General features: G+C 48.5%; 19 protein-coding genes and 1 tRNA gene. 14 read left to right on the forward strand and 6 right to left on the reverse strand.

All coding sequences use genetic code 11. From position 1 onward, the window contains the following. Positions 1-3: 3 nt before the first annotated feature. Positions 4-2,031, reverse strand: a complete 2,028-nt coding sequence (locus tag J3491_RS07095) for a heme lyase CcmF/NrfE family subunit (protein ID WP_207969651.1) — start codon at positions 2,029-2,031, stop codon at positions 4-6. A gap of 236 nt (positions 2,032-2,267) precedes the next feature. Beyond that, positions 2,268-3,602, reverse strand: coding sequence for a DUF445 domain-containing protein (locus J3491_RS07100; protein ID WP_207969652.1), 1,335 nt, complete (start codon positions 3,600-3,602; stop codon positions 2,268-2,270). A 575-nt stretch (positions 3,603-4,177) separates the two neighbouring features. Here J3491_RS07100 and mrdA point away from each other — a divergent pair. The 8 genes from mrdA to scpB all read left to right on the forward strand — a co-directional run bounded on the left by mrdA (position 4,178) and on the right by scpB (position 12,110). Then, the gene (mrdA, locus tag J3491_RS07105; protein WP_075100634.1) at positions 4,178-6,145 is read left to right on the forward strand and encodes a penicillin-binding protein 2; all 1,968 of its coding nucleotides are present in this window, start codon (positions 4,178-4,180) and stop codon (positions 6,143-6,145) included. Between the two features lie 57 nt (positions 6,146-6,202). After that, positions 6,203-6,907, forward strand: coding sequence for a 16S rRNA (guanine(966)-N(2))-methyltransferase RsmD (rsmD, locus tag J3491_RS07110; RefSeq protein ID WP_207969653.1), 705 nt, complete (start codon positions 6,203-6,205; stop codon positions 6,905-6,907). A gap of 261 nt (positions 6,908-7,168) precedes the next feature. After that, the gene (rplM, locus tag J3491_RS07115; protein ID WP_207969654.1) at positions 7,169-7,597 is read left to right on the forward strand and encodes a 50S ribosomal protein L13; all 429 of its coding nucleotides are present in this window, start codon (positions 7,169-7,171) and stop codon (positions 7,595-7,597) included. Positions 7,598-7,607: 10 nt separating this feature from the next. Further along, positions 7,608-7,994, forward strand: a complete 387-nt coding sequence (rpsI, locus tag J3491_RS07120) for a 30S ribosomal protein S9 (RefSeq protein WP_075100631.1) — start codon at positions 7,608-7,610, stop codon at positions 7,992-7,994. 235 nt (positions 7,995-8,229) lie between these two features. Beyond that, positions 8,230-9,339 carry an LpxL/LpxP family acyltransferase gene (locus tag J3491_RS07125; RefSeq protein ID WP_207969679.1) on the forward strand — a complete coding sequence of 370 codons (1,110 nt, stop codon included), beginning with the start codon at positions 8,230-8,232 and terminating at the stop codon, positions 9,337-9,339. A 148-nt stretch (positions 9,340-9,487) separates the two neighbouring features. Next, positions 9,488-10,555: a tryptophan--tRNA ligase gene (locus J3491_RS07130; protein WP_207969655.1), complete on the forward strand. Its 1,068-nt coding sequence runs from the start codon at positions 9,488-9,490 to the stop codon at positions 10,553-10,555. A gap of 45 nt (positions 10,556-10,600) precedes the next feature. Then, complete coding sequence (locus tag J3491_RS07135; RefSeq protein ID WP_207969656.1) at positions 10,601-11,518, forward strand: segregation and condensation protein A; 918 nt, start codon at positions 10,601-10,603, stop codon at positions 11,516-11,518. A 25-nt stretch (positions 11,519-11,543) separates the two neighbouring features. After that, the gene (gene scpB / locus J3491_RS07140) at positions 11,544-12,110 is read left to right on the forward strand and encodes an SMC-Scp complex subunit ScpB (protein ID WP_207969657.1); all 567 of its coding nucleotides are present in this window, start codon (positions 11,544-11,546) and stop codon (positions 12,108-12,110) included. A gap of 81 nt (positions 12,111-12,191) precedes the next feature. On the opposite strand, the gene lolA is transcribed toward scpB, so the two are convergent. The 3 genes from lolA to rplU all read right to left on the reverse strand — a co-directional run bounded on the left by lolA (position 12,192) and on the right by rplU (position 14,075). After that, positions 12,192-12,878, reverse strand: a complete 687-nt coding sequence (lolA, locus tag J3491_RS07145; RefSeq protein WP_207969658.1) for an outer membrane lipoprotein periplasmic chaperone LolA — start codon at positions 12,876-12,878, stop codon at positions 12,192-12,194. A 535-nt stretch (positions 12,879-13,413) separates the two neighbouring features. Beyond that, a complete protein-coding gene (gene rpmA / locus J3491_RS07150) occupies positions 13,414-13,671 on the reverse strand; it encodes a 50S ribosomal protein L27 (RefSeq protein WP_207969659.1) in 258 nt (85 codons plus the stop codon). Positions 13,672-13,763: 92 nt separating this feature from the next. Beyond that, positions 13,764-14,075 (reverse strand): 50S ribosomal protein L21, encoded by a 312-nt coding sequence (gene rplU, locus J3491_RS07155; RefSeq protein WP_075100626.1) that lies wholly within the window; start codon positions 14,073-14,075, stop codon positions 13,764-13,766. 751 nt (positions 14,076-14,826) lie between these two features. Here rplU and J3491_RS07160 point away from each other — a divergent pair. The 5 genes from J3491_RS07160 (at position 14,827) to hemB (ending at position 24,154) form a co-directional block, all read left to right on the forward strand. Further along, on the forward strand, positions 14,827-15,852 hold the full coding sequence (locus J3491_RS07160) for a polyprenyl synthetase family protein (RefSeq protein ID WP_207969660.1): 1,026 nt from the start codon (positions 14,827-14,829) through the stop codon (positions 15,850-15,852). 604 nt (positions 15,853-16,456) lie between these two features. Then, positions 16,457-17,869, forward strand: a complete 1,413-nt coding sequence (locus J3491_RS07165) for an efflux RND transporter periplasmic adaptor subunit (protein ID WP_075100624.1) — start codon at positions 16,457-16,459, stop codon at positions 17,867-17,869. 35 nt (positions 17,870-17,904) lie between these two features. After that, the gene (locus J3491_RS07170) at positions 17,905-21,135 is read left to right on the forward strand and encodes an efflux RND transporter permease subunit (protein ID WP_100749926.1); all 3,231 of its coding nucleotides are present in this window, start codon (positions 17,905-17,907) and stop codon (positions 21,133-21,135) included. Beyond that, positions 21,132-22,940, forward strand: a complete 1,809-nt coding sequence (locus J3491_RS07175; RefSeq protein WP_207969661.1) for an efflux transporter outer membrane subunit — start codon at positions 21,132-21,134, stop codon at positions 22,938-22,940. The genes J3491_RS07170 and J3491_RS07175 overlap by 4 nt, the downstream gene beginning before the upstream one ends. Positions 22,941-23,146: 206 nt before the next feature. Further along, the gene (hemB, locus tag J3491_RS07180; protein WP_075100621.1) at positions 23,147-24,154 is read left to right on the forward strand and encodes a porphobilinogen synthase; all 1,008 of its coding nucleotides are present in this window, start codon (positions 23,147-23,149) and stop codon (positions 24,152-24,154) included. 162 nt (positions 24,155-24,316) lie between these two features. On the opposite strand, the gene J3491_RS07185 is transcribed toward hemB, so the two are convergent. Continuing rightward, positions 24,317-25,294 carry a glutathione S-transferase family protein gene (locus J3491_RS07185; RefSeq protein ID WP_207969662.1) on the reverse strand — a complete coding sequence of 326 codons (978 nt, stop codon included), beginning with the start codon at positions 25,292-25,294 and terminating at the stop codon, positions 24,317-24,319. A 376-nt stretch (positions 25,295-25,670) separates the two neighbouring features. On the opposite strand from J3491_RS07185, the gene J3491_RS07190 reads away from it, so the two are divergent. Then, positions 25,671-25,747, forward strand: a tRNA-Val gene (locus tag J3491_RS07190). The last annotated feature ends 128 nt before the right edge of the window (positions 25,748-25,875 follow it).

Here is a 25,875-nt window from a genome sequence, read left to right on the forward strand (position 1 = left end):
TGTTTACGCCCCTCTCTTTGGTGCTGGTGTGTCCAAGTCGGCAACCGTGGCAAAGCCTGATTTTTTGGCAGCGACTTGCGCAGGTGTCTTGTCCTTATTAAAGCGATAACGCTTATCAAGCATACTGAGCAGCGCGCCTAAGGCCATGATGATTGCGCCTAGCCATATCCAGCGAATCAGTGGCTTCACATAGATACGAATTGCCCATTCGTTACTGTCAGCAGCGATAGGCTCACCAAGCGCCACATAGACGTCACGCATGAGGCTGGCATCAACGGCAGCTTCGGTCATTGGCATCATGCTGATGATATAGTTACGTTTTTCAGGATACAAAGTCGTGACATCGCGCCCATCTTTGCTGACCAATACTTCAGCTTGAGTAGCATCAAAGTTACTGCCTTTGACTTCGCGAAAGTCCTTAACCGTAAAGTCATAGCCTTGGACATGGACGCTCTCGTTTGGCCCTAGTGCCACATCACGCTCGATGCTGAGCGTGCTGGTAAAGGCCACACCAATGACAGCAATGATGACACCAATATGCGCGGTTTGTTGTCCCCAATAGCTCAGACGTAGCTGGCGCAGCCCCTGCAGACGACTCGGGGCGTTTTTGGTTTTGTCTTTGAAATCAACGACCATCCAAAACAACACCCAAAAACTGATCGCCAATGTCACGCCAATATTGAGCATGGCAGAGGGGCTGGCAAAGTAGGTGATAATCGCAGCCAGTACCAGACTACTTGCGGCAATCACCATGCCAGCGCCCAAGAGCGGACGGCTGTCTTTTTTCCAGCGAATGTTTGAGCCCATACCCATCGCGATGAGCAGCAGCCACGTCAGTGGCACAAACAGCGCGTTGAAGTACGGAGGGCCGACAGAGACCTGACCGAGATTAAAGGAATCAGCGATAATCGGATATAGCGTACCCAGCAATACCACCAAAGTAGCAATTAAGATAATAACGTTGTTAATCACCAAAAGCGACTCTCGTGAGATCAGCTGATACTGACTCTCAACCGTCAAGCGCCAACCGCGCACCGCAAACATCAACAGGCCGCCGCCCACAACGATACCAAGAATCATCAAAACCACCAGCCCGCGCGTGGGGTCGGCAGCAAATGAGTGCACCGAGGTAATCACCCCTGAGCGCACCAAAAAAGTACCAAGCAAGCTCAGCGCAAAGGCAAAAATAGCCAGCATAATCGTCCAAGCCTTAAAGACCCCGCGTTTTTCGGTTACCGCCAGCGAATGCAGCAACGCCGTACCAGCCAGCCACGGCATGAGTGAGGCGTTTTCTACAGGATCCCAAAACCACCAGCCGCCCCAGCCAAGCTCATAATACGCCCACCAAGAGCCAAGAGCGATACCAACGGTCAAAAATCCCCAAGCCGCTAGCGCCCATGGACGCGACCAACGCGTCCATACTGCATCCAAACGCCCTTCCCACAATGCCGCCATACAAAAAGCAAATGGCACAGCTAAGCCCACATAGCCCATATACAGCATCGGCGGGTGAATGATCAGCCCAAAATCCTGCAAAAGTGGGTTTAGATCTACCCCATCTACGGGCAAATTGGGCAAGGTGCGATCAAATGGCGACGAGGTAAAAATCAGCATCGCCAGCATCATAACCTGCACACCGGCCAATATCACGAGCACGCGCGCGCGCATCGACAACGGCAAGCCACGGCTAAAATAGGAGACCAGCGCGCACCACGTGGCCATGATGGTCATCCACAACAAGAGCGAGCCTTCGTGTCCGCCCCATGTCGCCGAGAGTTTATAGTACCAAGGCAACAAAGTATTAGAGTGCTGCGTGACATAGACGAGACTAAAGTCATTGAAATAAAAGCCTGCCATCAACGCAACAAATGAAAAAATCATGGCAGCAAACTGTGCCCACGCGAGACTGGGCGCGAGACGCTGCCAAGCAACGTGATCGCGCATGACGCCAACGGTTGGTAATACCACCTGCAAAATCGCCAATATAAAGGCGGCCAGCAAGGCAAAATAACCCAATTCTGTGATTAACATACGGTCTAACCTTGTTTACCTTGGATACAATTAAGGATTCGCCAATAGCCTTTTGGCCACTGGCAAACGCGAAATAGTCCTTTATGCGGTCATAGTTTACGGTTAAAAACGGCGGTTTTAATGGCTATAGAAGCTGTAAAACTCGCTACTATTGTCGTGATGTATCAATAGGAATTATTGATACAAAAAACGTATCTGCTATTTATATTTATACTCAGCGATGCGCCCATGACAGATCACTGTACTGAAGGAAAAAACACCAAGACCAAATGCAGCCAGCCTGCCAAAAACCCTGTCAAACCACCAAGGATGATCAGCGTCATCTCGTCCTCTTTAAAGGCAGGACGCAGCAGGTTTTGAAACTCATTTGGCGTCAGTGCCCGAATCCGATCGCGAAACATCCCAAATATTTTACTGGCACGGCTCTCATTGAGCTCAGGATCACGCAGCGGCACCATCGTGGCCACGATTGACTTGTCAATAATGGTGTTTTTTAGCTGACCATACTCACGGCGGCCCAGTCCAACACGCAGCGTAGTACTGATCACAGGCGACTCTAACACCTGATATAAATGCGACTTCATCAAGTCACGCGTTTGCGGCGCGCGCACGCCATACATCATCTCATTCATGATGTTTTCTAACGTCACCAAGTCTCGCACCACAATCTCAGCAAACACCTCAGAGACCTCTTCTTGCCGCTTCATAAAACCGCCCTGCAAACGGTACTGGGCGATGTGCGGCATTTGCGGCTGAATAAACGGAAAGCAGCGCTGAACTGTAAAAAACTTCACATAAGGTATAAAACGCGGCTCAACAGGATTAAACACCATCCAAATCGCAATCCAATTGGTCAAAAAGCCCCAAATCGCCGCAAAAAACGGCACGGTCCAATGCTGCGGCACCACCAAAAAGATAAACATCTGGATAATACCAAAAACCAGCCCAATCAAAGCGCTGATATGCCAGATAAAATCTATTTCTTTTTGGCCAACTTTCAAAAACATATTGACCATCAAGCGGCGATCACTCTCCATTTTATTGACAATCATCTGACGCATATCGACGAGATCTTCGACATGGTACGTCAAATCCGTCACCAAGGACTGCATGATGCTTGGCAGCTCTTTGTGCGCTTGGGCATAGACGCGGCGCTTGACAGCATATGGCAAATTGCCCCATAAGGCTGGCGAATGATCGAGCATAATTTCATCAATCAACACCTCAAGGTTTTTATCGACCGTCTCCGTGATAAAGGCTGCCATCTGCTCAGGCTCCATCGCCTGAAAAAACTCATCAAGCGACCCAAGCTTTGATAATGTCTGATCGACAATAACCCCCGATATCTTACCGGCTTTACGCGGCACGATACCCTGCCAGCCAATACCTGGCAAACCAAAAAACGGAAAGTTTGGGATACGAATACCCCAAAACTTAATCGGATAAAACAGCATTTTGAGCGCCATCCACACATGTGCCCAAGTGACAAAGGCGGTCACCGGCGGGATGGTTAGCATGGCAAAAAACTCTGGATGCTCAGCGATTGTCTGCCACAATGAAGTTACGTCCATGATTTATCTGGTTCCTGACAGGTTGATTGTCGGTGCTAGTAAATGAGCGTTAGCAAACTTCGAGCGCGGCAAAAAGACGCGCGGCCATCATAACGACTATAAAACAAATCGCCTGATTTTAGCATACTTGCTATTTATTAGCACACGTCACAGCGCGCAAGTTGTGACTCATCTGACAAATAACGGTGAGCCACTGCCAGCGCTGATACAGCTAACCCAACATAGCAATCGCGCCCTTTAGGTCGTGTCTACTGATATTCACTTTATATGGACCTGATGATGGTGGTCGGCCAGATAGCGCCTGACAGCAGATAATCGTGACAAACCCGCTGACGAGTACTGCGCCCGCGCATGGCTTCTGTTATAATTTGTCCACCAACCGCATAAGATATCAGCCAGTCAGTTGCTAAGATGTCTTTTTGAGCAAAGACCATCTATGTGATTGAAACCCTTTGCATTATCCTTTATTCTTACCGCGCTTTGGCAAACCTGTCTATTTGTTTGCTTATTTTTTGTTATCCATGTTTTGCTGACTCAGCTTTATTGACTCGCTGACCGTTTGGGCTTTGATTTTTATGAATAAACCGCTGACTCCCAATACCGAACAGGTCAATCGTATTTTTACCAATCGCATTATCATCTTTGGCGCTATTATCCTCCTAGGCTTGGGTGGTCTGATACTGCGTTATGGCTATCTGCAGGTCTATGCGCATGATAAATATACGACGCAAGCGGACAACAACCGTATCAAGCTGATCTCAGCGCCGCCGAGCCGCGGCTATATCTATGATCGCAACGGCATTATCTTGGCCGACAATCAACCTGTCTTTACCGCGATGCTCAGCCCTGATGAGGTCGAAAACCCTGAGCGCACCTTAAACTTACTGGCGCCTATTTTTGATCTGACAGAGACGGATATCACCGATATTTTGGCACGTCTGAATAAAGCCAAAAACGATCCAGTCACCATCAAGATTGACCTAACCGAAGCGCAGGTGGCGCAGTTTAGCGAGCGTAAACCGTTTTTTCGGGGCGTGACGATTCGAAGTAAGCTGACCCGCTCCTACCCTTATGATGAGCTATTTGCTCATGTCATTGGCTATGTTGGCCGTATCAATGACAAAGAGACCAAGCGTATCGACAAGGATCGTTATGCAGGCACTGACCTCATCGGTAAAATCGGTATCGAAGATTATTATGAAGATATCCTCTTAGGGCAGCCAGGCTATCAATCGGTTGAGACCGACGCGCACGGCAACATCATTCGCCAACTAGACACCAAACCACCGATCGCGGGCAACGACATCACTTTGAGCTTAGATTATGGCCTACAAAAAGTCGCCCAGCAGCAGCTAGATGGCCGCCGCGGTGCCATTGTGGCCATCGACCCCAAAACAGGCGACGTATTGGCGTTTGTGAGTAATCCAAGCTACGACCCAAATCCCTTTATCTCTGGTATCTCCTTTAAAGATTATGGCGACCTGCGTGATGATCCAGATCAGCCGCTGTACAACCGTGCACTGCAGGGCATGTATCCCCCTGCCTCTACCATCAAGCCCTTTGAAGGCTTGGGCGCACTGCATTATGGCCTACGAGAGTGGGAGACCTCTATCTATGACCCAGGGTATTTTAGCTTGCCAGGCGACAGTCACCGTTTTCGTGACTGGAAACGCGGTGGTCATGGCTCAGTCGACCTCAAAAAATCGGTGGTGATGTCGGTGGACACTTATTACTATAAACTCGCCTATGAGATGGGTATTCAGCGCCTGCATGACTGGATGGTGCGCTTTGGTTTTGGAGAGCAGACGGGTATTGACTTGCCGCATGAGCGCTCAGGTATCATGCCATCGCCGAAGTGGAAAAAAGAAACTTATGATAAAGACTGGCTACCGGGTGAAACCATCTCAGTCAGTATTGGTCAAGGGTATTTTTTGGCGACGCCGCTACAGGTAGCCAACGCCACCGCCATGACGGCCAGCAAAGGGCAACATATCACCCCGCATCTACTCAAAAGTAGCGACGGCGCAGCAGATGTAAAGATCATCAGCAAACCTGATGGCAAAATCGACTACAATGGCAAGCCCTCAGACTGGCTACGCATGCATGACGCGATGGAGAGCGTGGTAAAAAACGGCACCGGACGCCGTATTTATACCTCAGAATATCGCATCGCAGGCAAGACGGGTACCGCACAGGTCAAATCCATCGCTCAAGGCAAACGCTATGATAAGTCTGCGCTCGATAAGCGCCACTGGGACCACGCGTGGTTTAGTGGCTTTGCCCCTGTCGATGACCCACAAATCGCGCTGGCGGTGCTGGTCGAAAACGGTGGCGGCGGTAGTACCGTTGCCGCCCCAATTGGCCGCGCGCTCTTTGATTATTGGGTACTACAGCGGCACGACGACCCTATCTTGCCACCGACAGCAGACGAGCTAAAAGCCATTAAACGTCAAAAAGCGTTTGACAAAGCCATGCGTGATGCGCTGCGTGATAAAGAAGAAAAAGCACAAGCAGAGCAAACTGCCAATGCAGCGGCACAATAGGATACATAGGAATAATAAGCAAAATAAAGACCACGATCAGACACGGTAACCCAAGCCATGACAAAAAAACCCTCAAGCAGACGCGCCGCTAAAAACCGCACACCCAAAACCAGCCATCTGGCAAAGAGTAGCAGCGCCGGAGATGTCCGTATCATCGGTGGTGAACACAAGCGCCGTATCGTCCGATTCGTCGACGCCGAAGGCTTGCGTCCGACGCCCGACCGCCTGCGCGAGACATTATTTAACTGGTTGCTGGCTGATATACACGGCGCTTATGTGCTCGACAGCTGTGCAGGCAGCGGGGTATTGGGGTTTGAAGCACTGTCCCGCGGCGGCGCGCACACTACCTTTGTCGAGCCTAACTCTGCCCAATGCCGCTTACTTGAGCAAAGCGCCACGCAGCTACACTTAGAGACTCATCGTTATCAGGTTATCCAAGGTGCAGCCGAACATGTCCTGACGCACACTCAAACCTTGCAACGTCACTTTGATATCGTCTTTATCGATCCGCCATATGCGCAGGACTTATGGCAGCCTATCTTGACGACGCTCATCGAGCAGTCGCTGATCACAAGTGACACGCTGCTGTATCTTGAGGCGGACAAAGCACTAGAGGATCAATTGCAGCAGTTGGCCGATCACCTTAGCCAATCAACGACCTGCGCGGCGCAGACAGAGCCGACAAGCATCAGCTTTGATTGCCTGAAACAAACCAAAGTCGGCCAAGTTGTCGCTGGACTTTATCGGCTGGCACCGTCATAATTGCACCGTGCTTGCAAAAAGTGAGTGATGAGCAAATCGCTTTTCTTTGCCTCACCGCTTTTAGCAAAATCACACAACACCTACAAAATGTCTAAAACCGCTTAAAAACTGGCCAAACGCTGCAGTTTGATGCATAAAGGCAAAAATAAACCCCAATGCAGCTTGCAAGCGTAGGCGCTACTGCTTATAATGTGCAGTCTGTTTTTTGAGAGCCCCGTTCCCAGCTAAACTCTCAACGAATTCTAATTTTAAGGTTTTATCATGAAAACACTTAGTGCAAAACCAGCTGAAGTGACCCATGACTGGTATGTCGTAGATGCTGACGGCAAAACCCTTGGTCGCTTAGCCACTCAAATTGCTACTCGCTTACGTGGCAAGCATAAAACTTCTTATACTCCGCACGTAGATACTGGTGACTTTATCGTTGTCATCAACGCAGAAAAAATCGCGGTAACGGGTAAAAAAGCACAAGATAAAAAGTACTATCGTCACAGTGGCTACCCAGGTGGTATCAAAGAAACCAACTTCACCAAGCTGATTGCACATAAGCCTGAAGATGTTCTATACAAAGCAGTTAAGGGTATGCTTCCAAAGGGTCCTCTTGGCTATGCGATGATTAAGAAGCTAAAGATATATGCCGGGGAAGAACATCCACATACTGCACAGCAACCTAAAGAACTAGACATCTAAGGAGTCACTTATGGAACGCAATTACGGAACTGGTCGCCGCAAGACGTCTACTGCTCGTGTCTTTTTAGCGAAAGGTACTGGTGCTATCGTTGTTAACGGCAAGCCACTTGATGAATACTTCAGCCGTGAAACTTCACGCATGGTCGTTCGTCAGCCACTAGAGTTACTAGACTCTGCTAACGAATACGATCTATACGTAACCGTTGCAGGCGGTGGTATCAGTGGTCAAGCGGGCGCAATCCGCCACGGCATCACGCGTGCATTGATCGAAGCTGACGAAACATTAAAGCCTGCTCTAAAATCAGCTGGTTTTGTTACTCGTGACTCACGTCAAGTCGAACGTAAGAAATTGGGTCTACGTAAAGCACGTAAACGCCCACAATTCTCAAAACGTTAATCAAAGCTATCTCTTATCTTTTTGCGATTGGCCACTTTATCTCAACACAGTCCTATCCGCATTAAGCCACAGAGTAGATTTGCAAAACCTTATAAGCTGGTCACAGCTTATAAGGTTTTTTTATGGCTATGTGTCTAAGACTATTCTACAAAAACCTGCTACACGCAAAAACCACCTTGCAAAGTATTCAGCACTACCCCATCATGATAGTAACTTTTATTACCTCATCTTTATTATGAAAGCGCCAGAACAATACGACCCCAGCAAGCACCCAAAGACTGATGTATCAGGCTCACGCCCTGCGTCGCCTAATCATACGGCCAAAAACAACAGCAAATCACCTGCCATCCCTGCCGGTACGCCGACCATCACACAAAACCACAAACGCACCACACAAGCAGAAAAAAAGCCTTTTGAATGGCAGTTTTTGTTGCCCAAATACTGGGGCATTTGGCTATTATTCTTTTTTATATTACCGATGATATATCTACCGCTGCGTTGGCAGTTTTGGTTGGGCCGTAAGCTAGGTATTTTGGTTTATACCATAGCAGGCACGCGTCGGCGTGATACGCTGATAAATCTTAGGCTGGCCTTTCCAGAAAAACCAGAAGCTGAGCGCGAGCTGATGGCAAAGCAAGTGTTTGTCAATCAGGGCATCGGTGTGTTTGAGACCTTGTGTGCTTGGTTTCGCCCCAATGTCTTTACTCGTACTGTCTCAATCTCAGGACTACAGCATTTGGTTAATGCGCAAAACGACAATCGCCCTGTGATTTTGTTGGGTGCTCATTACACCATGCTGGATTTGGGCGGCTTGCTAAGCGCGCAGTTTTTCCCTGTCGATTGTATGTATCGACCTCAAAACAATCCATTGCTCGATTGGTTTATCTACAACGGCCGCACCACTATCTTTGGTAAGCAAATCTCTAGCCGCGATATGCGCAGCTTGGTCACTTCAATCAAAGCTGGACACGTGATTTGGTACTCACCCGATCAGGATTATGGCCTCAAACAAGGGGTGATGGCACCGTTTTTTGGCGTACCAGCAGCCACCATTACCGCCGCCAGACGTATGGCAAAACTGGGTGACAAACAGCATCCACCTGCGCTCATGGCACTGCATACCTATCGGCAAACGCCTGATAACCTACCGCGAGGCAAACGTCCTCATTATCACCTGACCATTACCCCAGCGCTGGAGAACTATCCCAGTAATGATGAGGTGGCTGATGCAACACGTGTCAATGAGATATTAGAAGGACTGATTCGTATTGATCCGACTCAGTGGATGTGGTTCCATCGCCGCTTCAAAAACGGCCCTGATGGCCGTACAGATATTTATAAGTAGACATTGATACTCAAACAAAGCAGTAGCTAAATTTGTTATAATTTGCGCCATCAAATTGAGTCGTTGACGTCAATACCACTCTTTTACTTAAGTAAAAATACTAATATCACTCTAATAAATTAAAAAGTAAACCAACCACGGATTTTTCATGACTAATCAAACTGACGCCCCTAATAAAGAACACAAACGCATCCTCACTGGCATCAAACCGACAGGTATCCCGCATCTAGGTAACTATGTCGGTGCCATTCGTCCAGCGATTGAGTCGATCCAAAATAGCGACGATGAGGCGTTTTTCTTTTTGGCCGACTATCACGGCATCATCGGCTGCTACGATCCTGCCGTCATCCATGAGTCAACCAAAATCATTGCTGCGACGTGGATTGCTTGTGGTCTTGACCCTGAGCGTGTGACGTTTTATCGTCAGTCGGATGTGCCTGAGATACCAGAGCTGGCTTGGATTTTGAACTGCTCATGCGCCAAAGGTCTCATGAACCGTGCCCATGCCTATAAGGCGGCGGTCGATATCAATACAGAAAAAGCCGATGTCGATCCAGATCAAGGCATCAACATGGGGCTGTTTGGCTATCCTGTGCTCATGGCGGCGGACATCTTGATGTTCAACGCCACCCACGTCCCTGTAGGCCGTGACCAAGTACAGCACATCGAAATGGCGCGTGACATCGCTGGCACCTTTAACCATCGCTATAAACCGCTCTTCACCCTCCCCTCAGCGGTCGTTGATGAAGACATACCTCTGCTGACAGGGCTTGATGGTCGTAAGATGAGCAAAAGCTATAGCAACACCATTCCTCTATTTGGTGAGCCCAATCCACAAGTCAGCGCTGAAAAGCAAATGCACAAAGCCATCATGAAAATCGTCACCAACTCGCAATTGCCTGATGAGCCAAAAGACCCTGATGACTCAGCACTCTTTGAGATTTACAAAGCGTTTGCCACTGCTGAAGAAATCGCTGATATGCGCGCACAGTATGCCGCTGGTATCGGCTGGGGTGATGCCAAGCAAGTATTGTTTGATAAAATAAATAGTGAGATTGCGCCATTTCGCGCGCGTTATGAGGAGCTGATGGCCAACCCCAAAGAGCTTGAAGAAATCCTGCAAATGGGGGCAAACAAAGCGCGCCGTCATAGCCGCAAACAGTTAGATAAGGCGCGCCGTGCTATTGGAATACGTCCACTTGCCAAACTTAAATAGCTCCTTACGTGGCAAAGTACGTCGCCATCAGGACAGGTGCTAAACATGCAAATCTCAACGACCAAACCATCAGCCGCTTTAGATAAAGCGGCTTTGTCTGCTAGCACGCCTGACAAAAAAGACAGCAACGCTATCAGCCAAATACCGCTACGTATCTATCAAACGCCCGTACAACATCTGCCCGATGATCTGTACGTGCCGCCTGGTGCCTTTGCCATTTGGCTTGAGCAATTTGCCGGGCCACTTGATTTTTTATTGTATCTGGTCAAAAAAAACAACGTCGATCTCACGCAAATGCCCATCTTGCCTATCACAGAGCAGTATCTGGCTTATATCAGTGAGCTAGATACCGAGCATTTTGAGCTGGCGGGCGACTACTTACTGATGGCATCCACATTGATTGCGATCAAATCTGAACTGCTGCTGCCCACGCCTGAGGTGCCAAGCGATGAGCGTGACCCAAAGGCAGAGCTGATCGAGCGCCTTGAAGAATACGCACAGATCAAGGCGGTCAGTCAACGCTTGGACAATCTGGTGCGTCTTGAGCGTGATGTGTTTTTGGCGATGGTCAGCATGCCCAGCACCGAGGTGATGAGCGCCGAATTACCTAGCTATTCACCAACTCTGTTGATCGATAGTTTGTTTAAGATGCAGTTGCAGCCTGATTATCAGATGCACACCATCAAGGTCGATGCCGTGCCGCTGTCTGACCGTATCGCCAGCATCAGCCGTCAGCTAAGCACGGATGGCGCGCGCTCGTTTTATGAGCTGCTGGACAAAACCCAAGGTAAGATCGGTGTGGTGGTCAGCTTCGTTGCCGTCCTGGAGCTGATAAAACGGCAGCTGATTGGCGTTGTAAGTACCGATTTAGAAAGTCGCCCTAACGATGCTGGTACTGATGCTGATACAGGGTCTGCAGAAGACGACCACATAGGACAACTAACGCTACAGTGGCTGGCTTAATATTTTTTAGTAGAGAATATATGCAATGACAGACAACCAGCACCAATCGCCAACACAGACGGACGATTATTTAGAGACGATGAGTAAGCATATCGAAGTGCTGTTGCACGCATCAGAGACACCTCTTACTGACACGGTCTTAAAAAAACAGCTGTCGTTAACGGTCGAAGAGCTGACCCAAGCGCTAGAGCGGTTACAATTACGCTTAGCCAGCGGCGTGCTTAGGCTGTACAAGACCGCCAGTGGTTATCGACTACAAATCTCTGACGACTATAGCGCGCTCATTCAGCGTGTGTTTCCGCAGCGTCAAGAGCGCCTAAGCCAAGCCCTGCTTGAGACTCTAAGCGTCATCGCCTATAAGCAGCCTGTGACCCGTAGCGATATCGAGCATGTCCGCGGCGTGACGCTATCGAGTAACATCTTGCGCCAACTGTTTGATAAAGGCTGGATCGTCGAGGATGGCTATAAAGACACCTTAGGACGCCCTGCACTGCTGCATACCACGCCGCAGTTTTTGGACGCCTTTGGGCTGACGCATTTGGATGAACTGCCGCCTATGCCAGACATGGAAGCTATCCGAGCGATGTCTTAGAGTCTTGCTGCCATAAAAAAGGACAAACCACGCAAGGCTTGTCCTTTTTTTATCCATAGTCGTTTGTTTTGATGGCTAAACTTACTGATTGATGACGTCCACACCCTTTGGCGGAGTGAATTTAAACTGGCTACTACCAATACTGGGGTTTAGCTTGATATTGCTAAACTTGATAGACGTAGTCTGACCCAAACTGTCATTGAGCACCATCATCACAGGCTTGCCGCCGCTAAAGCTCATCGACAGGCTCTTAAAGCTCGCGCTATCGGCTTTTGGATAAAGCACGTAGTAGTTTTTATTGTCATAAGGCTGGGTGATTTTGAAGTTTTTATCAATTTTACTGGGATCACCTGACAGCAATAACGCTGGCGTGTTGCCTACTTGGCTATCGACATTTTGTTTGGTCGCTTGCTCTAAGTCTTTATCATAGACCCACATCGAGTTGCCGTTGGCCACGATAAGCTGCTGCGATGGGGATTTGGTTTCCCAGCGAAAATTATTGGGACGCTGTACACTCATCGTACCTGTAAAGGTGCCACTATTGGCGCCTTTGGTGGTTTGGCTAAAGTTTGCAGTCATACTTTTGGTGTTTGCCAAAAGCTTATTTAAGCGCTTAGCGGCCGTTAAATTGTCCGCAGGGGCGGCGGTTGCTGATTGGCTGATCGCCATCATAGGGGCAGCCACGCCGAGCGATGTCATCAACACGCCTGTCAACGCACTGCTCATCAGTTTCTGTGTTAAAGTGGTTTGTTTGCTAGATAACGTCATACTCATTCCTCTCTCAACATGCAAATCGCATAAAAATAAAATGTCTTCATTAAAATTGTTTTTTTTCAATAAGTGCTTATCCCGCGCCAAAAAATCGACGTGAGTAAACAATGCAGACAGTGTGCCAGTTTTTTTATTACACGCCTAGTCATCGTTTGCAATCTTTACTACGGCTGCCATACACGCTTGTAACTGATCGACGCGCGGCGATTGTACATCATAAACCAAACGCACTGCCCTATGGCGCGCGATTGGGTAAGTTTTTTTAGATTCCTTCCAAACCGGTCGTCTAATAGACCAATAGCCGTCTTTTAAACTCGTAATCTGACATACAATGGCTGATACAAAGCGCCCAACAAAACACTTAGCTCAAAGCACTTAGTACAAAACGCTCAACAACGTTCGTGAGAAATGACTGGCATAAAAAAAGCTCCTACTGCCCTCAGACAGTAGAAGCTTTTTTGTTGTCATTTTATACAAATGAAAGATAAATAAAATGACGTCGCATCATTGCTAAGCCGTTATAGGCCATGAATTATGCGTTTTCAACCGATACATAACGACGGTTGAACTTACCTTTGGTCGCAAACTTTACAACGCCGTCATTTAGTGCAAATAAAGTATGGTCACGACCCATGCCAACGCCTTCGCCTGCGTGGAACTCTGTACCACGTTGACGTACGATGATGTTACCAGCTGTGATAGCTTGGCCACCAAAGATTTTTACGCCGAGCATTTTTGGGTTTGAATCACGACCGTTACGAGTCGAACCGGCAGCTTTTTTATGTGCCATGAGAAAATCTCCTTGTTAATGTGACTTACCGCCAATGCGATAACTCTTAAGCATTTAGTGCGCTAGTTTAGCGATAATCGCTAAATAGGGAATTAGGCATTAATGGCTTTGATTTTTAACAAGGTGTACCATTGGCGGTGACCTTGCTCTTTGTGATAGTGCTTACGACGGTTGTGCTTGATGATACGGATTTTTTCGCCGCGACCATGCTCAACCACTTCAACTTCTACGCTAGCGCCTTCAACAACAGGCTGACCGATTTTGACGTTATCGCCGTCAACAACCATCAACACGTCTTCTAGTTTGATTGTCTCGCCTTTTTCTGCTTTTAGTAGCTCAACTTTTAAAAGCTCATCGACGACAACGCGGTGCTGCTTACCACCAGTTTTGATTACTGCGTACATTGTATGACTCCGTTTAACCCGTGTGCCGTGGCTGATGTTATATCAACGCTTCGATAACGAACACGACAGGGAAAAATTAAAGGCAAGATTTTACGGCTTTTTGCTCATAAAAGCAAGCCGCGCCTCTTGTTTTTGTAAGGTGGTTACCTAAATACCATCGTCCGTATCTCTCTGCTTGTCAGTGATGATCAAGCTTTATAAAGGTGTTCGCTATTGCTACACACTTTTTATGGCCTGTGACTGTTTATAACTTACAATCAATGATTGTGAATGCCCAGTTACTTAGTCTAGGGCGTGTCTTTATTTCAAAAATGGTGATAAAAATGAGCTACATTGCGGCCAAACAAGGAAAATAGCGCCGTTAATATCGGGATATTGACCCGCTATTTGATGATGTTTGGCAAAATTTGGCCATTTTTAGCCCATTTAGATAACTATCGAGTGAATTGAAGACATACACTAGCAGACACGCTAGCAAATACGACGCATGGCTAATGCCTAACGGTGGCCATTATAGCTTATATAATCAGTGACTTACAGTGCTTTATTTACTCTTTGGTTATTTTTAATGTCTATTCTCGGTTGGCTGTTAGCGTCTACCTTCCCAGCCCAGCACCTATCCGCATCAGCGCACTACACTTTAACCAACCATTCAAAAACACAGCTATGCTATTATAACCAAAACGACGCCTTTGCTATATAAGACCGAGGCTACCAAACTTTTTTATTTTGACTGATATGACGATTTATTATGACCAGTACCCTTTTAGACACGAATACGCCTAACGCTCAGCCCACGCCCAGCTATGCCGATATCCAAAGTATCGTGGCCGATGATTTTGAGATCATGGACAAACAAGTATTTGGCAGCCTGAACTCCAAAGTACAACTCGTCATGAGCGTCTCACAGCATGTGATCAATGCAGGGGGCAAACGTATGCGCCCACTTATCACCTTGCTATGTGCTCGTATGTTTGATGACCACCCATCACAATCAGCCATGCATTTGGCGGCCATCACAGAGATGCTGCATACTGCGACGCTGGTACACGATGATGTCATTGATGAGTCAGGTCAGCGCCGTGGCAAGCCCACGGCCAATGCTACGTGGGACAACGCCACCGCCGTACTGGTCGGTGATTATCTGATCGCCCGCGCCTTTAATTTATTGGTTGGCTTTCAAAGCTTGCCGCTATTGCAAGTATTCTCTGATGGCACCTGTGATATCGCTGAAGGCGAAGTCTTGCAGTTGCAGCATCAGCATAATCCTGAGGCCACTGAGACCGATTATCTCAACATCATCGATGGCAAAACCTCACGGCTGTTTATGATGGCGACCCAAGGCGCGGCGATTTTGCAAGGCAAGACAGAATATATGCCAGTGCTTGGCAATTTTGGCCAACACTTCGGCAATGCCTTTCAAATCATCGACGATGTGCTTGACTATAGCGGCGACAGTGAGCTGATGGGTAAAAACCTTGGTGATGACTTGGCTGAAGGCAAGCCGACACTACCGACCATCAAAGCTCTTGAGCTCCTCAAGCAAAGCAACCATGAGGGTTATGAGCAATTAAGAGTCGCTGTACAAACGGGCAAAACCCCCAATGCCGCGCAGCTCATCGAACTGGTCCGCCAATCAGGTGCGTTGGACTACTGTAAGCTGCGCGCCTTAGAAGAAACCAAGCTGGCGCAACAGGCGCTTGAGAGCTTGCCTGACAACCGCTACCGTCATGGTCTGTATCAATTGACTGAGCTTGCCAGCGCGCGCTTGCTATAGGCTGTAGTGTCATTAGCAGTGAGATCGTCGCACTCTTTGCCCAATGACCGGGTGATTAAGCGTTTATTTCCGCGGTCACAATTATGGCTTGCCAACGCCGATTTTTTGTAGACAGAGGCGACTTAGGAAGCAAAAAACACCTTAATGATTATAGGGCTTTGCATTTTTAACAAAAGTTAACATTTATTTTTGCTGATTAATAGGCGGTTAGGGCTGCTCAGTTATTTGACATAACGCTGATATCACGGATAGTTAGCACTTATAGCGCTGCCAACATTGCTGATTTTTATGACAATCCGCGATATTAGTCACTTGACTGTGGGGTTACCCCTATAGTTTATAATTATTTATTCATTTTATACATCCATATACATCCATGTTGCCGCTTACTCATAGGTCTTCTACCCCTAAGCGGCGACTAAAACACAAAGCGTCTTACCGCGGTACCTCATTTATATAGCGCTATCAGATGTCCTAGTAGCGAGGTTTTGAAGATGGTATAGGTGCTTTGAATCAATATTAATTTTTATATTCAATACGCTTAGGTTTATTGATAAACTTTTTATACTGCCATTATTCTTTATACATATTGCCGAGGACATTGATGAAGCATTCTACTCTTGCGCTTGTAATAGCATCTGTACTATCTGGAGCTGTACTGGTTGGCTGTGACAAAAACGAGGACGCCGCTGGCGCTGAAGCCGCTCAGCAGCAGATGCCGCCTGCGGTCGTCAACGTCCAAACCGTTACATTTGATACCGTCCCTCAAGTACAGACATTCTCTGGACGTACCGCCGCGTATCAAACCGCTGACGTCCGCCCACAGGTCAATGGTGTCATCGACGAAGTGCTGTTCCGTGAAGGAAGCAACGTCAAAAAAGGCCAGCCCCTTTATCGCATCAATACCGACAACTATGCGTCTTCTGTCGCCAGTGGGCAAGCCGCGGTGCAGCAAGCACAAGCCAACTATCAGACAGCACAGGCCAACAACGCCAATGCCAAAGCTGAGCTAGCCAGCCGTCAAGCCTCATTGGCACAGGCGCAAAACGACTTACAACGTCTGCAAGGGCTGGTCGATATCGATGCCATCTCCAAGCAGCAATACGAACAAGCACAAACCGCGGTACGCACCGCACAAGCTGCTGTACAAAGCGCGGCGGCCGCTGTCGGACAGACCCAAGCGGGCATCGAGAGCGCCAAAGCAGGCATTCAAACGGCTAAGGCTGGGCTACAAGCCAGCACGCTAGACCTCAACCGTACCATCGTACGTGCGCCATTGACGGGTCGCACGGACCGCTCAAGCGTGACGGCGGGTACACTAGTGAGCGCAGGTCAGCCCGATCCGTTGGTGACCATCTCTCGCTTAGACCCTATCTATGTCGATATCAGTCAGTCATCATCTGAGCTACTAAAGCTACGCCAACAAATATCTGAAGGCAAAGCACAGCCAGGTATGAACTCTGTGGAGCTGGTATTAGAAGACGGCTCGGTCTATCCGGTACGCGGTAAGCTTGCGCTGTCTGAGGCCAAAGTCGATGAATCCACAGGCGCGGTCACCTTGCGCGCGATTTTCCCAAATAGCAACAATATCTTGTTGCCAGGCATGTACGTCACCGCTCGCCTCACGCAGAGCGTCATCACCAACGCCGCCTTAGTACCACAAAGTGCGGTCATGCGTACGCCTAAAGGCGACACGCAAGTGTACATCGCTGACAAAAACAACAAAATCCAAGTGCGTCCAGTCACCATCAATGGTACTTATGATGGACAATGGATCGTCACAGATGGCCTGCAAGCGGGTGATAAAGTGGTCGTTATTGGTGGCTCGAAGGTGAAACCTGAGCAAGAAGTGGTGGTAAAACCACTAGAGAGCGCCAATCCAGCACCATCTGCAAAAGGTGCTGAGGCCAAAACACCGCAGCAAGCGGCAAAAACAATGGATAAGAAGCCAGCTGGTAATGACACCTCTGAAAACAACGCTACCAAAGAAAAATCTACAGAAGCCGCTGCTAACTAATTCCATTCAAAGATAGGAAGACTTAGGGATATACTATGTCACGTTTTTTTATTAATCGCCCTATTTTTGCATGGGTGCTGGCTATTTTGGTCATGCTCATCGGGGTGATATCGGTCATCAATCTACCGATCGAACAGTATCCACGTATTGCACCGCCGACGATTTCGGTGAGTGCCAGCTATCCTGGTGCCAACGCCCAGACCGTCGAAGATTCCGTTGTCCAGATCATTGAACAACGTATGAAGGGCCTTGATGGTCTGATGTATATGTCATCGTCGAGCTCCTCAAACGGTAGCGCCTCTGTGACGCTCACCTTTGAAAACGGCACAGACCCTGATACGGCACAGGTACAAGTACAAAACAAACTACAAGCGGCCATGAGCTCGCTACCTGAGTCGGTGCAGCGTCAAGGCGTCAACGTCAACAAATCCTCCAGCAGCTTTTTGATGGTACAGGGTTTTATCTCTGAAGACGGTAGTATGGATCGTGCGGATATCGCCGACTATATCAACTCAAACGTCGTCGATCAGCTAAGCCGTGTCGAAGGGGTGGGTGAAGTACAGGTGTTCGGTTCGGCGTATGCCATGCGTATATGGCTGGACCCTGCGCGCTTGCGTAGCTACAACATGGTGCCCTCAGATGTGGTCAATGCGGTACGCTCACAAAACGCGCAAGTCTCAGCCGGTCAGTTAGGGCAAGCACCTGCTGACACCGATCGACAAGTCATCAACGCCACCGTCACCGTACAGAGCTATCTACAAACTCCTGAAGAGTTTAAAGATATCTTGCTAAAAACAGACACATCGGGCGCGCAAGTACGCCTCGGCGATGTCGCTGATGTCGAAATCGGTAGTGAAAACTATAGCGTCATCTCCCTGTATAACGGTCAAGAAGCGGCAGGTCTAGGTATCTCATTGGCTGCAGGCGCAAACGCGCTAGAGACCCGTGAAGCGGTCGGCGCACGTATGGCTGAGCTAGAAGCCAACTTCCCAGCAGGCCTTATCTCTGTTGTGCCTTATGACACCACGCCATTCGTACGTTTGTCTATCGAGCAAGTGGTTCATACACTGATCGAAGCGATCGTGCTGGTATTTATCGTCATGTTTATTTTCTTACAGAACTGGCGCGCCACTATCATTCCGACCCTTGCCGTCCCTGTCGTTCTACTCGGTACTTTTGCTGTACTGTATGTCGCAGGGTTTAGTGTCAACGTCTTGACCATGTTTGCGATGGTACTGTCCATCGGTCTGTTGGTCGATGATGCCATCGTCGTGGTAGAAAACGTCGAGCGTATTTTAGAAGAAGATCCGCATATCTCTATCAAGGATGCCACCCTACAGTCTATGGGTGAAATCAGTAAAATCGTTATCGGTATTGCCTTGATATTGTCAGCGGTATTCGTACCGATGGCTTTCTTTGGCGGATCAACTGGGGTTATTTACCGTCAGTTCTCCATCACCTTGATCACCAGTATGGTGCTCTCTGCCTTGGTCGCGCTGATCTTTACGCCAGCGCTGTGTGTGACCCTACTAAAACGTAGTAAGAGTCACGAAAAAGGCAGCAACGAAGAACAAAAAGGCTTTTTTGGCTGGTTCAACCGCGGCTTCTTTAAACTTAGCCGCTCGTATGAAAACTTCGTTGGTAAGAGTATTCGTTTTAAGTGGTTGTACCTGATCGGCTATGCCGCCATCATCGGTATCATGGCAGTAGTGTTCTTGCGTATTCCAGGTTCGTTTTTACCAGAAGAAGACCAAGGTATTATGTTTACCTTAGTTCAGCTTCCTGCTGGCGCCACGCTAGATGAAACACAAGACGTACTCGATAAAGTCAGTAACTATTACGACACGCAAGAAGGCGACAATATCGCCTCTGTCTTTACCATTGCAGGCTTTAGTTTTGCTGGACAAGGGCAAAACATGGGTCTGGCCTTTGTGCGCTTATCTGATTGGGCGGATCGTCCTGGTGAAGAAAACACCGCACAGGCTGTCGCCGATCGTGCCATGGGATATTTCTTTACCCAGCTAAACGAAGCACAAGTCTTTGCCATCGTTCCACCAGCGATTACTGAGCTGGGTAACGCCAGTGGTTTTGACTTGATGATTCAGGATACCGGCAACCTCGGACACGAAGGCTTGCTCGAGGCGCGTAATATGCTGCTTGGTATGGCCGCCCAAAACGATCAAGTCGCAGGTGTGCGCCCTAACGGCCAAGAAGATGCGCCGCAGCTCAAAGTCAATATCAACCAAGAGCAGGCTGCCGCTTATGGCCTATCGCTTGGCAGCATCAATAGTGTTATTTCTACAGCTTGGGGCTCAAGCTATATCAACGACTTCGTCGATCGTGGTCGTATCAAACGCGTCTTTGTCCAAGGCGAGCCTAGCAGCCGTACCAACCCAGATGACATCGGTAAGTGGTATGTACGTAATGATACGGGCGATATGATTTCATTTGATGCGTTCTCTAGCAGCGAATGGCAATCAGGCTCTCCGCGTCTGACCCGTTATAACAGCTTGCCTTCTATGAACATCCAAGGTAGCGCCGCGCCTGGTCTTAGTACAGGTGAGGCAATGAGCGCGATGGAAGCCATGATGGAAAAACTGCCTGATGGCGTCGGCTACGAATGGACGGGTATGTCACTTGAGGAGCAAAAATCAGGTGCCCAAGCGCCCATGCTATATGCGCTGTCTATCTTAGTGGTATTCTTATGCCTAGCCGCTCTATATGAAAGCTGGTCCATCCCCTTCTCTGTCCTACTGGTGATTCCACTTGGGGTATTGGGAGCGGTGATATTTACCTGGCTACGCGGCTTTAACAACGATATTTACTTACAGGTGGGTCTACTCACCGTCGTTGGTCTGTCTGCCAAAAACGCGATTTTGATTATCGAGTTTGCCAAAGAGCACCAAGAAGAAGGCTATAGTCTAAAAGAGGCGGTAATGACCGCAGCACGTCAACGTCTGCGCCCAATTATCATGACCTCACTTGCCTTTGGACTCGGTGTTGTGCCATTATTCCTCGCCACAGGACCAGGTTCGGGCAGTCAAAACGCCATCGGTACCAGTGTGGTTGGCGGGGTTGTCACCGCGACATTCTTAGGTATCTTCTTTATCCCTATGTTCTACATCTGGGTGCGTAGTTTGTTCCCGCACAAATATGAGAACAATCAACCGAATGATAAAGATGGTGGCAGTGGTCCAACTGGCCCACAAACCCCAACGCCTTCTGAAAGTTATCAGCCTGCAAGCTTTGGAGACAATACACAATGAGTGCTCAAAAAACCTTAACCCTAAGCTCAGCTGCGGTAGTCAACACGGCTGCTCCTGCCCACCCAACGCGGGCAGCACTGCGCAAAAACGGCGGTCGTCTTATCGGCTTGACCGCCTTGGCGCTCAGTATGGCAGCCTGTAATACTATTCCAAAGGCGGATATGCGTCCTGTATTGGCTGAGCCCAATGTGCCGATTGAGCAAACCTACGGCGCATTTGACAAAGAAACCGTCAGTAGTGGCGAGCAGCCAAGTATCGCAGGACAGCGCTGGCAGGACTTTTATAGCGATGAGCGCCTAAAAGGTCTGATTGTGTTAGGACTAGAAAATAACAAAGACTTTGAAAGTGCGCGCCTTGCAATTGAGAAAGCGCGCGCGCAATATCAAATCACTGACATCAATGATTTGCCTGCGATCAACGCCAGTGGCGGCTACACGCGTCAAGCGCAAAATAGCGTCGACAAAAACCCCAACAGCAGCTATAACGTCAACCTAGGCTTGGCCAACTATGAGCTGGATTTTTGGGGCAAAATTGCCAGCTTAAAAGATCAAGCCTTGCAAAATTTCTTAGCGACGAGCGCCGCCAAAGACGCCACGCAAATCAGCCTGATTAGTAACATCGCCCAAAGCTATGCCAACCTAAGCTATAGCTTGGCGCAGCTAAAACTGGCAGAAGCCACTGCTGAAAGCCGTGAGCGCTCGCTGTTTATTGCCGACAAACGCTTTGAAGCTGGGGTCGATCCCAAACTGCCCTCATTGCAAGCCAGCGCGTCTTTAGAAAATGCCAGACTGGCGGTACTACGCGCCCAGAGTAGTATTTTGACCTCGCGTAATGCCTTGCAGTATCTGATTGGCGCCCCGATTCCAAATGATTTGATTCCAGCGCCTGCCGTCAGCAATATCACAAGCCAGCAGATCTTTAATGCCGGCTTGCCAAGTGAGCTGTTGCGTTATCGCCCTGACGTCCTACAAGCAGAGTACAGCCTCAAAGCTGCTGGTGCCAATATCGAAGTGGCACGCGCCTCTTACTTCCCCTCTATCAGTCTAGCCAGTAGTGTGGGCGTGAGTAGTGGTAGTTTGGATGACTTGTTTAAGAGCGGCTCGGTGGGCTGGTCGTTTGGCCCAAGTATTAGCGTGCCTATCTTTGATGCAGGTCGCCTAGATGCCAACTACGACGTGGCCAAAATCGAGCGCGAGCAGAACTTGGCAAATTACGAAAAATCTATCCAAACCGCCTTCCGTGAAGTGTCAGATGTATTGGCCACACGTGCGACGCTAGGACAACAGCTCGAAGCACAGTATCGTCTACAAGACAACTTTGAGCAAACCTATCAGATAGCAGATGCACGCTTTAAGGCTGGTATCGCAAACTATCTAGACGTACTCGATGCCCAGCGCTCGCTGTTCTCAACTCAGCAAGGTATCTTGGATTTGGAGCTACAAAAAATCGTCAGCCAAATCGAGCTATACCAAGCGCTCGGTGGCGGTGCCAACCTTGATGTACCAACAGCCATTCCCGTACCGCACAAAAACTTGGTACAATTGGTCAACTTACCTGCTAGCACCAACAAAGCAAAAGCAGTAAACGCTATCGAGGCTGCCAGCTCAGCACGGGTAGCCTCGCCGCAAGAAGCAGGTGCAATCAAGCAAGCGCAGGCCAAAGAGACCGCAAGCTTTGAGCCAACCGCGGTGGTCGATGTCAATGACGATGGTACAACAGATGCTGCGGTCGGGGTGATCAACGAAAAGACCACCTTTGACACCAGTACAGAGACCGTCCCTGTGACCCAGATCGTTGAACCATAAGCAGTCTTAACGAGGGCAAGGCAACACAATGCCCTAACAGTCGATACGTACCATCAGCCCTACCGACTTGGTAGGGCTTTTTGCTTTTGACCGTGGCTATTGGGTATAGTAGTCAGACCATACTAGCCAGCCTCACCTAGCCGTATCAGACGGCAACGCTTAGAGCATGTAAAATTCATCAAACAAAACAAATATAAGGAATGATTATGAGCTATACCTTTAACCGCCAATATCCTGCCACTCGCTTGCGCCGCTTACGTTATAACGACAATGTACGCGCGATGATTCGTGAAGTGGAGCTACACCCCAAACACTTTATCGCCCCTGTTTTTGTCTTAGAAGGTAAAAACCAGCGTGAGGCCATCTCTAGCATGCCAGGAGTCGAGCGTCTATCTATCGATCTGCTGATCGATTATGCCAAAGCGCTATTAAATGAGGGCGTCACAACCATCGATATCTTCCCCGTCATTGACAACGCTCTAAAAACCCCAGACGGCAAAGCAGCCTACGATAAAAATGGCCTGACAGCGCGCGCAGTAAAAGCCGTAAAAGACGCCGTACCAGAAATGGTGGTGATGACTGACGTGGCACTGGACCCGTATACCTCACATGGCCAAGATGGTCTGCTCGACGATAGTGGCTATGTCATCAACGATGCCACCATCGAGGTATTGGTCAAGCAAGCCCTCGTCCATGCACAGGCTGGCGCTGATATCATCTCACCAAGTGACATGATGGATGGCCGTATCAAAGCCATGCGTGATGCCTTTGAGAGCGAAGGTCTTGTCAATACCGCTATCATGGCTTATTCTGCCAAATACGCCTCGGCTTATTATGGACCATTCCGTGATGCTGTCGGCAGTGCAGGCAACCTAAAAGGTGGGCACAAAAAACAATACCAAATGGACTTTGGTAACCGCGCCGAGGCTCTACACGAGGTGGCCATGGACATCAACGAAGGCGCCGATATGGTGATGATCAAGCCCGGTCAGCCTTATCTGGATTTGATTCGCGAAGTCAAAAACACCTTTGGCGTGCCGACTTTTGCTTATCAAGTATCTGGCGAATATGCCATGCACATGGCCGCGATTCAAAATGGCTGGCTGACTGATGCGGTGATCCTAGAGTCTTTGATTGGCTTTCGCCGCGCGGGTGCCGACGGCATCTTGACCTATTTTGCCTTAGAGGCAGCGCGTCAGCTAAATAACGCTTAAAGATAAGTTTAATCAACAACTTATCATTCAAAAACGCCCCAGCTCACATCGGTCAGCTGGGGCGTTTTTTGTTGTGATATTTTTTATCAGTATCAGTTAACCTCTGTCTATCAACCTCTTAAACACACAAACAATTTGATAAATAGTCACTTTAAGACAGACTTATGCCTTATCACGCTGATGTGGTGAATTAAAATCAATCGCAGGCCCGCCAGGGACGATACGTGTTGGATTGATATTGGCATGACTGCCATAATAGTGTTGCTTGATATGCGTCATATTGACCGTCTCTGCAACGCCTGGCACTTGATACAACTCTCGCAGATAGCCCCACAGATTGGGGTAATCAACAATACGGCGTATGTTGCATTTAAAATGACCAAAATACACACTATCAAAACGCACAAGCGTGGTAAATAAGCGCCAATCTGCTTCTGTGATCGTCTGGCCGACCAAGTAGCGCTGCTGGGACAAGCGCGCCTCGAGCATGTCTAACGCCTCAAATAGCGCCGTCACTGCCTCTTCATAAGCAGCTTGCGTGGTAGCAAACCCTGCCTTATAGACGCCATTGTTTACCGCTGTATAGACCCTATCGTTGATCTCATCGATTTCGGCCACCTTCTCTGCTGGTAAAAAGTTACCAGCACGCGCGCCGACCTCATCAAAGGCGGTGTTAAACATACGGATGATCTCTGATGACTCATTGCTGACGATGGTATTGGTTTTTTTATCCCACAAGATAGGCACCGTGACGCGCCCTGTATAATCAGGCTTCGCCGCAACATATACCTCATAAGCATAATCGGCATCGTGTAGCGGATCAGCAATCACGCCCTCGCCCGCGGCAAACGTCCAGCCCTTATCACCCATAAATGGATGCACAACCGACAACGACACCATATCCTCCAAGCCCTTGAGCTTACGATAAATGGTGGTGCGATGCGCCCAAGGGCAAGCCAGCGATACATACAGATGATAACGGTTTGGCTCGGCTTTAAAACCGCCTACCCCTGATGGGCCTGCGCTACCGTCTGCGGTCACCCAGTTTCTAAAGCCTGCGTCCTCACGCTGGAAGCGGCCCCCACTGGATTTTGTGTCATACCACTGATCTTGCCACTTACCTTCGACTAATAATCCCATAATCTATCCCACTCTACGTTAATATTATCATAGCCTTGTCACCGTCATCATTGAGTGCTGACATCAAACAAAACAGTCTGAACAACGACCTCTGATCAAAACCATTGCTCTTTTATGAAAACCAATGCGCCTTTATGAAAATCATAGTAACATCAATGCCGGTGATATCTCTATGCAGCTTTATTGTTAATGTTTATCACCCACAAAACACCAACCAAACGCATTAGATAAATCGCTGGCAGTCGCCAAACTATAGAGAAAAGGCCATAAAAAGCTTCAATATCGAAGGAATTATAAGTATTTTCATAATAATTCAATTTTTTTATAAAAAAGGCTTGCAAAGTCTTAAAAACTTGCTAAAATGCTCAACCTAAATAGGCGTATAGCTCAGTTGGTTAGAGCGCTACCTTGACATGGTAGAGGTCGCTAGTTCGAATCTAGTTACGCCTACCAGATTCGAAAAGCCCCAATCTTTAAGATTGGGGCTTTTTTATGCCTGTTATATAAGGGCTGTAGCGGAAATATTAGGTTAGCATTAACCAAAATCTTCATACTTCCAGCCACTTCAAAAGTGCTCAAAA

The sequence above is a fragment of the Psychrobacter halodurans genome, assembly GCF_017498075.1.
GTDB classification, from domain to species: domain Bacteria; phylum Pseudomonadota; class Gammaproteobacteria; order Pseudomonadales; family Moraxellaceae; genus Psychrobacter; species Psychrobacter celer.

Bases quoted from the DNA above. Each gene is read 5' to 3' on its own strand.
- mrdA (WP_075100634.1), top strand. From the start codon at position 4,178: ATGAATAAACCGCTGACTCCCAATACCGAACAGGTCAATCGTATTTTT.
- lolA (WP_207969658.1), bottom strand. From the start codon at position 12,878: ATGACGTTATCTAGCAAACAAACCACTTTAACACAGAAACTGATGAGC.
- J3491_RS07165 (WP_075100624.1), top strand. From the start codon at position 16,457: ATGAAGCATTCTACTCTTGCGCTTGTAATAGCATCTGTACTATCTGGA.
- rsmD (WP_207969653.1), top strand. From the start codon at position 6,203: ATGACAAAAAAACCCTCAAGCAGACGCGCCGCTAAAAACCGCACACCC.
- J3491_RS07135 (WP_207969656.1), top strand. From the start codon at position 10,601: ATGCAAATCTCAACGACCAAACCATCAGCCGCTTTAGATAAAGCGGCT.
- rplU (WP_075100626.1), bottom strand. From the start codon at position 14,075: ATGTACGCAGTAATCAAAACTGGTGGTAAGCAGCACCGCGTTGTCGTC.
- scpB (WP_207969657.1), top strand. From the start codon at position 11,544: ATGACAGACAACCAGCACCAATCGCCAACACAGACGGACGATTATTTA.
- J3491_RS07185 (WP_207969662.1), bottom strand. From the start codon at position 25,294: ATGGGATTATTAGTCGAAGGTAAGTGGCAAGATCAGTGGTATGACACA.
- rplM (WP_207969654.1), top strand. From the start codon at position 7,169: ATGAAAACACTTAGTGCAAAACCAGCTGAAGTGACCCATGACTGGTAT.
- rpsI (WP_075100631.1), top strand. From the start codon at position 7,608: ATGGAACGCAATTACGGAACTGGTCGCCGCAAGACGTCTACTGCTCGT.
- J3491_RS07175 (WP_207969661.1), top strand. From the start codon at position 21,132: ATGAGTGCTCAAAAAACCTTAACCCTAAGCTCAGCTGCGGTAGTCAAC.
- rpmA (WP_207969659.1), bottom strand. From the start codon at position 13,671: ATGGCACATAAAAAAGCTGCCGGTTCGACTCGTAACGGTCGTGATTCA.
- J3491_RS07160 (WP_207969660.1), top strand. From the start codon at position 14,827: ATGACCAGTACCCTTTTAGACACGAATACGCCTAACGCTCAGCCCACG.
- J3491_RS07130 (WP_207969655.1), top strand. From the start codon at position 9,488: ATGACTAATCAAACTGACGCCCCTAATAAAGAACACAAACGCATCCTC.
- J3491_RS07170 (WP_100749926.1), top strand. From the start codon at position 17,905: ATGTCACGTTTTTTTATTAATCGCCCTATTTTTGCATGGGTGCTGGCT.
- J3491_RS07125 (WP_207969679.1), top strand. From the start codon at position 8,230: ATGAAAGCGCCAGAACAATACGACCCCAGCAAGCACCCAAAGACTGAT.
- hemB (WP_075100621.1), top strand. From the start codon at position 23,147: ATGAGCTATACCTTTAACCGCCAATATCCTGCCACTCGCTTGCGCCGC.
- J3491_RS07095 (WP_207969651.1), bottom strand. From the start codon at position 2,031: ATGTTAATCACAGAATTGGGTTATTTTGCCTTGCTGGCCGCCTTTATA.
- J3491_RS07100 (WP_207969652.1), bottom strand. From the start codon at position 3,602: ATGGACGTAACTTCATTGTGGCAGACAATCGCTGAGCATCCAGAGTTT.